This is a genomic window from Roseovarius sp. A-2 (assembly GCF_002072155.1).
In the GTDB taxonomy this organism is placed as follows: domain Bacteria; phylum Pseudomonadota; class Alphaproteobacteria; order Rhodobacterales; family Rhodobacteraceae; genus Roseovarius.
This window is the reverse complement of the sequence record NZ_BDIY01000001.1, coordinates 560,783-573,849: the sequence shown is the minus strand read 5'-3', so window position 1 is coordinate 573,849 and position 13,067 is coordinate 560,783. Positions and strand designations below refer to the sequence as shown.

General features: G+C 57.5%; 10 protein-coding genes and 1 tRNA gene. 4 read left to right on the top strand and 7 right to left on the bottom strand.

Going from position 1 to position 13,067, the window contains the following annotated elements:
- Positions 1-7 precede the first annotated feature (7 nt).
- The 5 genes from BHD06_RS02815 to BHD06_RS02795 form a co-directional block, all read right to left on the bottom strand.
- Complete coding sequence (locus BHD06_RS02815) at positions 8-892, bottom strand: branched-chain amino acid ABC transporter permease (protein WP_080455576.1); 885 nt, start codon at positions 890-892, stop codon at positions 8-10.
- A gap of 71 nt (positions 893-963) precedes the next feature.
- Positions 964-2,166: an ABC transporter substrate-binding protein gene (locus BHD06_RS02810; RefSeq protein WP_080455431.1), complete on the bottom strand. Its 1,203-nt coding sequence runs from the start codon at positions 2,164-2,166 to the stop codon at positions 964-966.
- 37 nt (positions 2,167-2,203) lie between these two features.
- Positions 2,204-3,943: an acetolactate synthase catalytic subunit gene (locus BHD06_RS02805; protein ID WP_080455430.1), complete on the bottom strand. Its 1,740-nt coding sequence runs from the start codon at positions 3,941-3,943 to the stop codon at positions 2,204-2,206.
- Positions 3,944-3,964: 21 nt separating this feature from the next.
- On the bottom strand, positions 3,965-4,957 hold the full coding sequence (locus tag BHD06_RS02800) for an NAD(P)H-quinone oxidoreductase (protein ID WP_080455429.1): 993 nt from the start codon (positions 4,955-4,957) through the stop codon (positions 3,965-3,967).
- Entirely contained in the window at positions 4,954-6,012 is a 1,059-nt protein-coding gene (locus BHD06_RS02795) for a zinc-binding dehydrogenase (RefSeq protein ID WP_080455428.1), read from the bottom strand. The genes BHD06_RS02800 and BHD06_RS02795 overlap by 4 nt, the downstream gene beginning before the upstream one ends.
- A gap of 130 nt (positions 6,013-6,142) precedes the next feature.
- On the opposite strand from BHD06_RS02795, the gene BHD06_RS02790 reads away from it, so the two are divergent.
- Positions 6,143-6,835 (top strand): GntR family transcriptional regulator, encoded by a 693-nt coding sequence (locus tag BHD06_RS02790; RefSeq protein ID WP_254892283.1) that lies wholly within the window; start codon positions 6,143-6,145, stop codon positions 6,833-6,835.
- Positions 6,836-8,466: 1,631 nt separating this feature from the next.
- Here BHD06_RS02790 and BHD06_RS02780 read toward each other — a convergent pair.
- Positions 8,467-8,553: transfer RNA gene (locus BHD06_RS02780), tRNA-Leu, on the bottom strand.
- 425 nt (positions 8,554-8,978) lie between these two features.
- Here BHD06_RS02780 and BHD06_RS02775 point away from each other — a divergent pair.
- Entirely contained in the window at positions 8,979-10,322 is a 1,344-nt protein-coding gene (locus BHD06_RS02775) for a hypothetical protein (protein ID WP_080455425.1), read from the top strand.
- 175 nt (positions 10,323-10,497) lie between these two features.
- Here the strand turns inward: BHD06_RS02775 and BHD06_RS02770 are convergent, their stop codons facing one another.
- On the bottom strand, positions 10,498-11,667 hold the full coding sequence (locus BHD06_RS02770) for a peptidoglycan-binding protein (RefSeq protein WP_139784614.1): 1,170 nt from the start codon (positions 11,665-11,667) through the stop codon (positions 10,498-10,500).
- A gap of 83 nt (positions 11,668-11,750) precedes the next feature.
- Between BHD06_RS02770 and lipB the strand changes: the two genes are divergently transcribed.
- Both lipB and BHD06_RS02760 read left to right on the top strand, forming a co-directional pair.
- Positions 11,751-12,452: a lipoyl(octanoyl) transferase LipB gene (lipB, locus tag BHD06_RS02765; protein ID WP_080455424.1), complete on the top strand. Its 702-nt coding sequence runs from the start codon at positions 11,751-11,753 to the stop codon at positions 12,450-12,452.
- A 97-nt stretch (positions 12,453-12,549) separates the two neighbouring features.
- Complete coding sequence (locus BHD06_RS02760; protein ID WP_080455423.1) at positions 12,550-12,936, top strand: cytochrome c family protein; 387 nt, start codon at positions 12,550-12,552, stop codon at positions 12,934-12,936.
- Positions 12,937-13,067 lie beyond the last annotated feature (131 nt).

The following is a 13,067-nucleotide window of genomic DNA, read 5'->3' as shown; positions in this document are numbered from 1 at the left end:
CCTCTCCTCAACTAATATGTGAAAGTTTTTGCTTCGTTCCGAAAAGGCCGGATGGCCGCAAGATCAAGATGACGAGAAACACCCCGAAGACGACTGCCTCGCGCAGGTCGGCCCCGATGTAGAAACCGGACAACGAGTCAATTAGCCCGATCACCATTGCACCGACGAAGGCGCCAGGGATCGATCCCCACCCGCCGAGGATGACGACGACAAACGCGATCAGGACGAAATAGGTGCCGATGTTGCTTGAAGTCGGGTAGAGCGGTGCCACCAGAACAGAGGCTATACCGACGCAGGCAGCCCCCAATCCGAAGCTGAGCACGTAGATCCAGTTGACGTTAATACCCATCAATTGGGCGGCGGTCCGGTTTTGTGCTACGGCACGAATAGCAAGGCCGGTGCGACTGCGGCGCAGGAAAAGTTCCATTCCGATAACGAGCAGGATCGCCGCTCCGAGAATGAACAACTGTCCCTCCAAAACCCGTATCGGCCCAAATTCCAACGGTGTACGCAGCCCGTAGGCAGGCGTATTCGCGATGTCGGCTCCGTAGATTAGAAGTGCAAGGTTGATCATGGCGGTTGAAAGCCCGACCGTGGCGAATATCTGGATGTGTTCGTCACGTGCATTCATCAGCGGCTGGATCAGCAATTTCTGCGTCAGCCCGCCTAAAACAAAAAGTACAGGTGCAACAACGACGACTGCCGCATAGGGGTGAAGTCCCAGTTTCGTGGTGAATAACCATGTAAGGAACATACCCGCCATCAGAAATTCGCCATGGGCGAAGTTCACGACCTTGATAATACCGAAGATCGTTGTCAGGCCAATGCTGATGATCGCAAACAGACCACCCAGCATCAGACCGTTGACAACAACCTGAAGAAAAGTTTCCAACACGCGCCCTCCTATTGAGCGTGGCCCATGAAAGTGGCCGGCAAGACTGCCAGCCACTTCTGACAGGGTAGTCAGTTACCGAGTTTCATCTCGGTCACGGCACCCGCATCGGGATAGACCGTGACTAACTGGCCATCTTGCCATTGCATCCCCATCATGGAGGCGCGTTCGTTCTGGTTGTTCACACCGAACTTGATGCCATATCCAGCCGCGGTATCGCCTTCCTGAACATCAATACCCGCCATAGCCTCAACAATGGTATCGGGCTCGAGGTCCTCTGCGCCGTCGAGGGCTTCAAGAATTGCCAATGCACCAACATAGTTGTTCAGGGAGTGCCCCGATCGGGGGGTCTCGCCGTATTTTTCCTTGTAAGTTTCGACGAACGCCTCAAGGCCGGGCGTAAAGTCGGTATTCACGGCGTATTGCGTGAAATCTGCATCCAAAACGCCCTCGATCACGTCGTTCCCTACGGCCTCGGCAGTTGGCAGCATCGAGTAACCGCCACCGCCGCCGATGATCGCGGCGGGCTCGAACCCTGCTTCGTTGGCCTGTTGCAGAAATAGCACCGAATCATTCTGATACGAGGTCTGGAATACGACATCGACTTCACGCTGCTTGAGACTGAGCACGATGGAAGACATGTCGACCGTCGAAGCCGGGTAGCCCTGTGTCGTGACGATGTTTAGGCCCGCTTCTTCACCATAGCGCTCCTGGTGCCCTGCGACCGAGGTCCCATAGGCCGAATCCTCATGGATGATCCCGATTTTCAGATCACCAGGTTCCTTTCCAAGGCTCGGTGCAACCTTTTCGACCACCATTTGCACGATGAGTTCGCCCATGTCCTCGGCAGTCGGGTTGGTCCGAAACAGGTACTGAAGACCCCGCCCCGTCACATCATCAGCAACTGCACCAAGTTCAAAATAGGGAATGCCGGACAATTCGGCCACCTGGCTGGCCGCGATCGAACGCGACGACGAGTAAGTGCCGAAGATCGCTTTGACGCCAGCAAGCGAAATCAACCGGCGGGCTTCCCCGATGGCCTGGTTGTTATCGACAGCATCGCCACGTTCCAGAACGATCTGTTCGCCCTGCACGCCTCCATTGGCATTTACTTCATCAACAGCGATTTCAAGCCCCCGCGCGCTTTCTTCGCCCAATAGGGCGAGCTGCCCACTGAACGGATAGAGCGCCCCGAACTTTATCTCGGCCATAGCCTGCCCGGTCATGAGCGACAGCGCAATCGCAGTGCTGGTCAGGAATCCTTTGCGTGACATAGTATCTCCTCCTCTGGTTCATCGCAAAAAGTTGGTCTTAGTAATCGAGGGCGGCTTTCCCGTGGAACACCGTGACGGGAGGATGTGCCCTCTCATCGGTAACGACATCAATCACGGTCACACCATCGGCCTTCAACGCTTCGGACAGCGCCGGCCCAAACTCCTCGGCCATTTCCACTCGAACCCCCGAACAACCGCAGGCATGGGCAATGGCGGCATGATCTACGGCTTCGAAATGGCAGACATCCGTATGGTCGCCGAACAGGCTCAGCTCGGCGTGCTTCTGGTATCCGAGGATCTGGTTGTTCAGCACAACAACCACTATCGGCAGTTTCATCCGGCGGGCGGTTTCCAGTTCTGACCAGACATGGGCGAAACCGCCATCGCCGGTTACACAAATCACCGGGGCATCGGGCTGTGCGGTTTTCGCGCCAATTGCAAAGGGCAATCCCCAACCCAGTCCAGCCAAGCCACGGGGCGCCAGAAAACGCTGCCCCGACTTGCGGGCTGTCAAGCCATTGGCAATCCAGATCGACGAATAGCTCGCGTCGGCCACGACGATAGTGTCATCGCTAAGCTGCTTGTCAATTTCGGCCATCATGCGCTCGGGGCGCACGGGGGCCTGATCCATATTGATGATTTCCAGAAGTTCCTTCTGTGCTGCCTCATGCCCCTCAGCAATCCGGGTTTCGAGATCCGAACGTCGCGCATCAAGCGCGGTGGTGTCCCGCGTATCAAGCGCATCGGCCAGCGCATCAAGCGATAAGCGCGCATCCCCGACAAGACGCACTGCGGCCTCATAGTTTCTGCCCACTTCGGTACCGTCGACGTCAAGATGGATATATGTGGCGTTCTCGGGGTAGAGTGACCAACTGTCGGTGCCGTTCTGATTGGTCCTATTACCGATCAACAGAACGACATCAGCCTCGGTCACAAGATCGCGCAGATGCGAGGTTCGGCTGCCGGGGGCCATGAAATATCCGACTACACCCACTGAAAGCGGATCGGTTTCCGCCACCGCCCCTTTCCCCATGAGTGTGGTCGCCACCGGAATCCCAAGTGACTGCAATCGCCCAAGCGCATTATAGGCACGCGAGGAATGGATGCCCCCACCGGCAATCACAAGCGGCGCCTTCGCACCGGCCAGTAGGTCCGCCGCCGCCGTGACACGAGCCGGATCAGCACAAGTCCTGTCCAGCGGGTATTCCCCCAGGTTCGCGGCGCGGCGTGGCGCGTCATGGCCAAATTCCGGCGCTTCGTCCAGTACATCGACAGGGACCAGAAGAACCGCGGGCCCGGAACGGCCCGTCGCCGCATTGGTAAACGCCATGTCGACATAATCGTCGATGCGCGATGCATCCGGTACTCGTCGAATCCATTTGGCGACACCGGAAAACAGCGCGACATGATCCAACTCTTGAAAGGCATTTTTGTCGGTAAAATCGCGATGAACTTCCTGCACGATGGCGACCACTGGTATCGACGCTTTATGCGCTTCGGCAAGGCCCGGAACCAGCAACGTCGCCGCCGGACCATTTTGCGCCGTCACCACCGCCACCTTCCCGGAAATGCGGGCATAGGCATCGGCCATTGCCGCGCCGCCGTTCTCGGTACGGTAACCAACCTGCCGAATACCATGGTGCGGCGCTGCGAGGATCAATGCGGACGGGAGCGATTGCCCGAAGATCTCTGTCACACCGTGGCGCGACAGCGCCGCCGCCATGATCTGACCTCCGGACTGATTACCCCTCGCCAAACCTTTGCTGTACACTGTCATGCTCAATTTCCTTATGTTCGTTTAATCGGTCGTCAGGACAATCTTGCCGATGTGCTGACTGCTATCCATCCGCGCATGTGCCTTGGCCACATCTTCCAGTGCAAATGTGCTGTCGATCAGCGGGCGCACTGCTCCCGATGCCAGCAGCGGCCCGACGTGCTTTTCCACCGCCTGCGCCAGCCGTTCCTTCATCTCGATGGGACGCGCTCGCAGGGTTGATCCAGTCATGGTTAACCGCTTGAACAGAAGCGGCCCAAGATCGAGGTCTGTCCGGCTTCCTGTCTGAAAGGCAATTTGCGATATCCGTCCATCTTCAGCCACGACCTCGAGATTGCGTTGAAAGTAATCCGCGCCGACCATGTCGAGTACTACATCAGGCCCCCGGCCCCCGGTCAGGTCACGGGCCGCCGTGACGAAATCGTCCGACTTGTAATTGATCGCGTGATCAGCGCCGAGCTTAAGGCAAGCTTTGCATTTCTCGTCCGATCCCGCGGTCACGATGACATTGGCGCCAATGGTCTTAGCCAGCATTGTCGCAGTCGTCCCGATCCCGGAGGTTCCGCCGTGAATCAAAATTGTCTCGCCGGATTGCAACTTGGCCCGTTCAAAGACGTTGCTCCAGACAGTAAAGAATGTTTCGGGCACAGCGCCTGCTTCGACCATCGACAAATCATCGGGCACGGCGATTGCGGTCTGCTCTGGCAATATGGCCCGGTCCGCATAAGCACCCGACGCGACCAGCCCCATGACTCGGCTCCCAACGGCAAAATGCTGCACTTCTAACCCGACGGCCTCGACCTCCCCCGCCAGCTCCAACCCAAGCACTTCGGAGGCTCCCGGCGGCGGTGGATAATTCCCCTGGCGCTGCATAACATCAGGGCGATTTACCCCAGCCGCCCTAACGCGCACCAAAAGCTCGCGCGGACCGGGTTGCGCCAAAGGCGCTTCGGTCACTTCAAGAACTTCCGGGCCGCCGGCCCCCTTCGCGATAACGGCACGTGTTGTTTGCGTCATTGACTGCCCTCCTTCTCGGCATGGTCCGGCACCAACATGACCTTGACCGCCGCACCTCCATTGGCGATTTCGAACCCTTCTGAGCCGCGACTGAATGGCAACTGATGAGTGATTAACTGCGACAGAACACCCCCGTGGTCCGACAGAAGCATAACTGCCTCCGCGAACGCGGCGCGTGTCGTATCATGCGCACCCCGGATCTGTTTTTTCTCACGAACAAAGCGGGTCAGGTCGATTTCATAGGGCCGCCCATGTATGCCGGCCGCCACAAACACGCCACACGGCCGCAAAAGGCGTAGCCCTTGCGAAACGGAATCGGGATGGCCCGTCGCCTCGATCACAATGTCAGCATCACGCCCAAAAACCTGTCGCGTCTCAGAAGCGAGATTGGCACGTGCTAAATCTACGACATGCTCTAATCCCATATCCTGCGCCGTCTTCAGACGCGCATCATCGTTCAGGCCGGCCAGAAGGACCTGTGCGCCGCGATGCTGTGCAACCCACGCGGCACAAAGGCCGATCGGCCCAGGCCCCAGAACCACAACGGTGTCCCCAGGGCCGGCCTCGGACAAATCAACGCTATTGACAGACACGGCCAGCGGCTCGGCAAGGGCAGCAATATCCGGTGTCAGACTATTCGGCACGATGAGGCAGCTTTCCGCGGGAACATCCACCCATTCGGCGAACCCCCCATCCCGGTGCAGCCCTACGATAGAACGGTCACGACACTGTTCAGGGTAGCCGCGCTCGCAGCCTTCGCATTTCCCGCAGGGTATGACGGGCCAACAAACCACCCGGTGGCCATCGGCGAAGTCATTCACTCCCGAGCCGACTGTATGTACAGTACCGGAAAATTCGTGCCCCAACGTGATTGGCAGACGTTCTTCCATGAACTCGTAACCAGAAGACCACTTATAGGTATGCAAATCGCTTCCGCAGATTCCCGCCGCTTCGACCCGCACCCTAAGCATACCGCGACCCGGCCGACCCTGCGGATCGGGAACGTTGCAAACGTCGATCCCTGGACGCGCACTAAGTTTTCTGACTGCGATCATCTATCCCCTCCGAACGCGGGCAATTCAAGTATGATGCCTCCCAACATCATATCGCCTTGGCGCGTTATAACAAATAACGTAATATGTTATTACAGAAGTGGCAACGGGTTAGTAGAAAAAGGTGCAAGTCGTGGAGATCAGCTCTAAAAATAAAATGAAATCAGAAAGTTGGGCGCAACCGATCGTCAAGGAAAACCTAAGTGACAGGGCATATAGTGCCTTACGGAACGCCTTGATGAGGGGCCACTTGGAACCCGGCAACCAGCTTCCGCTTCGACCGACATCGGCGCGATTCGGCATCAGCCCAACCCCTATGCGCGAAGCTCTAACCCGCCTTGTCGTGGAACGCGCCTTGACCCTCAGCGGCCGTGGAACCGTCACAGTTCCACATTTGACGAAAGATCAATTGTTGGAAATCCGGAACATCCGGGTGGATCTTGAGGGCCGCTGTGCTGCCCAGGCGGCGCAAGTTGCAAGCGCCGACGAAATTAAGTCGCTGGCAGACCTTCATGCACAACTTATGGAGACCCAAAAGAACAGGGACTATAAGGAAGCGGTTGACCTAAACACACAGTTCCACCTCCAGCTTGTCAAACTGGCCAGACTCCCTCTGACCTATGAAATTATCGAGAGCCTTTGGGTAAGGTGCGGACCGATTTTGACCCACCTGTACGACTCTGGCTTGCCTGCAAACTGGGAACCCCATCCACATCAGCGGGTTCTCGACGCATTGCGCAATCAAGATTCCACCGGTGCACGCGATGCTATTGCCCATGACATTGAAAAAGGGGGGCAAGGCCTTCTCGATTACGTATCCCGCTAAAGTGTTCTGGGATCAGTCATCGTCCGGTCAAACCATCAATGTTGGTCTCGAGGATTCGCCCTGAGTCCAGCTCTCCTATGTGCGCTTCAAAGGAAAGCGCAACATGATCCCGTCAATGGACACGCAGTCGACGTCGGTCTTCACGACGATCTTACAATTGGCCGAGGAGAACGAGCTGGACCTCCTGGTTGGCAGGGGCTTTGCACGTGTCGGGCTCTTTCCGACGAAAGGGTATAAAAGCGCCCTGGCGACATACCAAGAGTGCAGGGCAGATCTCGGGGAAGGCTCCTGATCAGCGGTGTCACCCCCGAAAGACAGACAGTTAGTCGGGGATATAGAGGTTGGTGGTGCGGCAGGTCAGCCTTAAATGAAATACTGAACGCCACACTCGATCAGGCTATCCCGATCCGCCGTCGACTTGCCAGCGCTTTGGGAGCAGAAAGCCCCGCAGCTTTTGACATGCGTGTGCGTCGGTGCCTGCGAAAATTCTCCAGCTTTCCCCGGGTATCCGCAAAGCTCATGAACCAGTGCGCGTTGAGCGCATTCAGCCCCGAGCGTTGAATTCCAAGACTCTATGAGCCCAATTTCGGTTGTTTTTCCCGGTCGGGAAAAGTCCAACGTGACGTCGTTGGCATAGGCAAAGAGGTCAAGGTCACTGGCAGCGCCGTTGGGATAATCTACCGTTCTTGAAATGTTGGCCAATCACCAAAGCCAGACACGCGATGAAGTGGCAAAAGACAATCGACCAAGCGTTAAGGCGCGTGATTTTTCGTGGTCCACTTCCATCATAAAACATTGGTTTCTATAGACCGCCTTGGCGGAATTCGTGGTCCACTCATACATTGATTTCATTGTATTTTTCAAGATTATGGTAGCCCCCCTACGGGCTGCCACATTACCTTGTACGTTCTTGATTTTGCTGCGAAATTCTAAAACGCAAAAATCTTACTACAAAACCACTACAGCGAAAAATGGTCCGATTAAGCCTATCAAAGCCATGCCAAGAGATCACCCAATCTTGATCTATTATCATGTGACCGATGCTGCGGGCCTAGACACGCATTAGCTGCAAAGCTGAAGATTTCCTAAATTTCAGGAAATCATTGAATGAAATAAATGACTTATCGTGCTGGCTGCTTCAATCATAATTTCAGGCTGTGTTGGATAGTGTCCCACGGCGTGGTGTAAGAGCGCTGAGTGTCGCCTGTCCGAAATTGCTCGGGTCAGTGGCCTGACAGCTTTGGGTGATTACGCCCTACCCCCACTTCTTCCCCGAAACTCACGAGACCGTCCGTGACACCCGTGCGATCTTTCCCCCTGCCGCTCGGCACCGCAGCACTCTCTCTCCTCGTCTTCGCCCTACCCGAGCCTCCTCGTTCCACAGATCGATCAAGACGCGTCAACCGTTCCCGACCGGGGGAGGCCGCGACCAAGAAGGTCTATCTGGCGATCCGCAACATCGAGAACGCCGACAGGACTGTCGGGGAATGGTTTGCAGCTGTCTACGGGTCGCGCTGAACACCGCGCAAGGCTGTCGTCGAGTTGGAGGTATGCGCAGAAAGCGACGATTCGAGAAATGGCCTCAAAATCGGCCACAATGACCATCTAAAGTGTTGATTATAAGAGAAATATGGTGCGGTCGAGAAGACTCGAACTTCCACGGGTGTTACCCCACAGCGACCTCAACGCTGCGCGTCTACCAATTCCGCCACGACCGCACGTGATCAGGTAGGTCCGGGCCGTATAAGCAACCTGATCGGAATTGTGAAGGGGCAAAACCATTGCCCCTACGAATTTTTTCAATGCTCTTCACGCCCGGTCCCTCGAGTGAGAATGTCGCTAGGAGCGAGGCATGTTGCACCGTCTCACGCCGCGTGCGCGCGGCCGAAGCAAGGCCGAGTTTTGGCCTCTTCGGATAGTCAGCGGCTTTTGAAATCAGACCGATGCGACCGGTTGTTTTCAGAATGCAATGAGGTCGCCAAGCACATGGAGGCAACGGAGCATTTGCCTGCCCGTTCCACTTTGGGCGCGCAATCTCAGTTGATTTTCTGCCCGGCTTCTTGACATACTTGACCCGGGTCATGGCACGCTTGCGTAAGGGCCGTGGAAAATACGCGGCCAAAGGCCGAGAGGGATTGTAATAATGATCAATTTTTTGAGCGAAATCCGCGCGTTAACAGCAGCTCGACTGATGGTTTTCACGGGGCTTCTGGTCTGCATGACGGCCCTGGCTCCCACAGCCCAGGCCCAACAACTGTCTTCTTCTCAGGGTCAGGCAACGCAGATCGACTTTTTGCAAACCGCAGGCGATCTGAGCATGAGGGATATGTACAACCGCTCGCTTTATCTCTTCATTCGCTCGAATCCAACGGTCTTGGATGACCAGGAATTCTATGTGAATTTCCTGATCTTTCTGATGAATCGCTCAGAAAAATTCAACTGTAATAAGGCATTTTCAAACGAGTTTGAGCGGCGGGATTTCTTCACCAAGTCCTTTGCCCTGAAAGATCAACTGCGCCAGATCATCAACTCGGCGAGGATTCCCCAACGGTTCGACATCGCATTTACCATCGACACGGGGCGCTATGACTTCATGACCACCGATCTTCCCTTTGACAGAGTATCCGCCGTGGGGCTCCGGGAGGGGCTGAGCAGAAGCATCTCATCGAGCTACAGCAGGAATTGTGCGTCGTCGATCTTGAATGGCACCAACGTTGATTCAAAAAAATTCGCCTGGGACTTTCAGGTTGTGGATGAAAACGGCGAGCGCTGGACCCCGGGCTTTCCCTTTGGCGGTTCGCTCAAGCTCTCGGATGCAGACGCACGCGTTCTGTTCGAGCGCTTCGGCCGACAGCTCTATGCCGTGGTGAGCTACCAGTTTCTGGCGGCGAACAATGGCAAGCAGCTAATCCAGATCGTGCCCACCGACGGCCAGCTTTTTGGCCTGTCCAGCGACGCGGTGGTGCGGGTCAAGAGCTTTGCGCATCCCGCATTGAGCCAGCCGAGCTATCTTGACGTCACCAATCCCCTGTCGATCGATATTCCCGGATTGGACGTATCGCTCGATGTGAGTTTTGTTCAGGATGGGTTCCGCGCTGTCGGGAAAGGGACGCGTCAGACCGCCGGTACCGGCATCACCTCGGGGGCAAAGACACCGGTTCGCGGATCGTTGGCGGTGGGCAATTCTGTTTTCATCATGCGCTTCGCCATGCCCGAAGTCTTCAAGGCCGGGAGCCATAGCGGATCTGGTGCGGCCGGCGGCGAGGTGTTCATGACGCTGTTTGGAGCGATCGATTTTGAACGGATTTCCGAAAAGCAGGCACCCGTCTCAGGACTGGTGCAGGTGCTGGAACAGCGTCAGGGCGCGCAGAAGCTGAACGTTCGGGACAGCTTTCATTTCAACGGAGCATTCCGCCCGGCCCATGAGGCCGAAAAGGAAGCTGCAGCGCGTTCTGAGCCTAAAGAGCCGGAAACCCAGTTGGATTGAATACCCCGTCAAGGCGACCAATGTCGGTCCAGGACAATCGTGAAAAGACAGGGCGTATTCACCACCCGCCGAAGCGCGTCTTGTAAATCCTCGCACCATGAAATGCGGGCTTCGACATCCTTCCCGATAATGCGGGGAACGTCGAAGCCCCTGGATGCGGAAACCTGCCCGGGGCTCAGTCGGTACCCGAGAAGATGTCCAGTGACTGGCCTGTCTGCGCGAACGCGGGCTGCACCTGGCTGGCGCCCTGTGCGCCCGTCCCCATCGTCGAAACCACAGCGCCCTGCGTCGCAGCCTGTGTGCCCGAAGGCTGAGGTGCCAGAACGAGTTCTCCAGCCGCCTGCGGTTGTTGCTGCGGCGCAGGCTGTTGCTGCGGCGCAGTGCCAAACAGGCTTTCGCTGCCCGTTGCCTGACCCTGGGGGGCCACCTGCTGTGGCGCGGTGCCGAACAGGGGCTGTGCCTGCGCGGCAGGCTGTGTTTGTGGCTGCGCCGAAGACCCGAAGAGGGTGTTCGCAGGTTGTTGCTGGCTGGCCTGCATAGAGCCGAACCCGTTGTTCTGCTGCACTTGCGGGGCAATGCCGAACGCATTGTTGCCCTGCATTGCGGCCTGCTGAGCATTGGCTTCGTCGATCAGGTATTGCGGCACCATCTGCCCTGCGGAAGTGGCGGCCAATACAAGCGCTTGCACATATGTGGTTTGCGCCGGGCTGCGGTTCTGTCTCACCAGGAAGTTGCCGGATGCGACCTGTGTAGCGGGAGAATACACCCCGTCGACCATTCCCTGGAAAAGCCCCATCTGCCAGAGGCTTTGCTGTAGCAGCATGACTTCATTTGCCTGAAGCGGCCGGTTGCTGGTGCCAAAGGCGGCCTGGTTCGTGCCAAAGGCGGCCTGGTTCGTGCCAAAGGCCGCCTGGTTTGTGCCAAAGGCAGCCGGGCTTGTCAGCGTTGCGAATTGCGCTGCGGTCAATTGGCCCGTCTGATGCTCGCCAAGAGACGCCTGGAAGGCACGGATGCCAGCACGGCTGCCTCTGCCGAGGATTCCGTCAACCACGCCGACGTTGTAGCCACGGCTGTTGAGGGCGGTCTGGATCTGACGCCGCTCGGCGCGGCTGTATTGACTGTTAAGGCTTGGTGCTTGCGTGGTCACCGTTCGTCTCGTGGTCGTGGTCCTGGTCGGTGTGCGTTTGCGTTCGCGCGCCTTGGCGCTTTCGTTCACGATGATCCCGCTTACCGCACCGCCAACAATGCCTCCGACCAGGCCGTCGGCAAAATCCGCTGCTGCGCGCCCGGCCGGCAAGGCCACCGTCGCAGCCAGCGCAGCCATCATAATTCGTTTTGAAACCATCTCTCTTCTCCCGTAATCAGTAATAAGACACTATGTCACGACTTTAGCACAACTTTCCCCGTCTCGACGCAGCGAGTCCAGCCTTGACCCCTGAAACCCTCATCGAAATCAATCAAAATGGCGTGGAATGGCATGTCTCCGCCGGTTTGACCCCCTATCCGTTGGCGGTGGAGGCGATGGAGGCGCGTGCCGCGCGAATCGCGTCCGGCGACGCAGCCGAGGCGATCTGGCTGCTCGAACACCCCCCACTCTATACCGCCGGCACCTCTGCCAGGCCCGCCGATCTGACCGATCCCGACCGTTTTCCGGTCTATGCCTCCAAGCGCGGCGGGCAATATACCTACCACGGCCCCGGTCAGCGCGTTGTCTATGTAATGCTCGATGTCGGCCGCCGGGGCCGGGATGTGCGCCGCTTCGTGCAACAGCTTGAAGGGTGGGTGATCGCCACGCTAGATCAATTCAACGTGACCGGCGAGATCCGGGATGGCCGTGTCGGCGTCTGGGTGGCGCGCGGTGACAAGCCGCTGACCGCCAGCGGACAGACGGCCGAGGACAAGATCGCGGCCATCGGCATCCGGCTACGCAAATGGATCAGCTTTCACGGAATTTCCATCAATGTCGAACCGGATCTTCAGCATTTCACCGGAATCGTGCCCTGCGGTATCACCGAACACGGGGTCACGAGCCTTGTCGATCTCGGCCTGCCGGTGACGATGGCCGATCTCGACGTGGCGCTGCGGCGCTGCTTCGACCGGGCCTTCACGGCCCCTGAACGCGCGGGCTGATGCCCGGCCCGGCCCTGCGGCAAAGTTGAGCTTGCAACATGGATCAGCCGATCTATTGTCCTACCAGACTGCAACCAAATCGACAGTGAGGTAGCCCATGAAGACCCTGATCGCCGCAACCGCAACCCTGGTGGCGCTCGCCATGCCCGCCCTGGCGCAGGACGCCGCCAAAGGCGAGAAAGAATTCAACAAGTGCAAGGCGTGTCACATGATCGCCTCGGACTCCGAGACCATCGTCAAGGGCGGCAAGATCGGCCCCAACCTTTATGGCGTGATCGGGCGCACCATGGGCGGCGTCGAGGATTTCAAGTATTCCGACGGGCTTCAAGCCAAGGCCGAGGCGGGTGAAGTCTGGACCGAGGAGAGCCTCGCGGAATACGTTACCGACCCCACCGACTTCCTCGGCAGCCGCTCCAAGATGACCTTCAAGCTGCGCAAGGGTCAGGAAGACGTGGCCGCCTACCTCGCGACGTTTTCCGAATAATCCCGGATCGGACAGCAAGATTTTCCACAGGCCGCGCGGGGATGCCCGGGCGGCCTTTTTCATGGGTGGTGCAGCCCCCAATTAACCTTTCCTAAACGCCTGCCGCGCTACGCATTAACCATGATGTAACC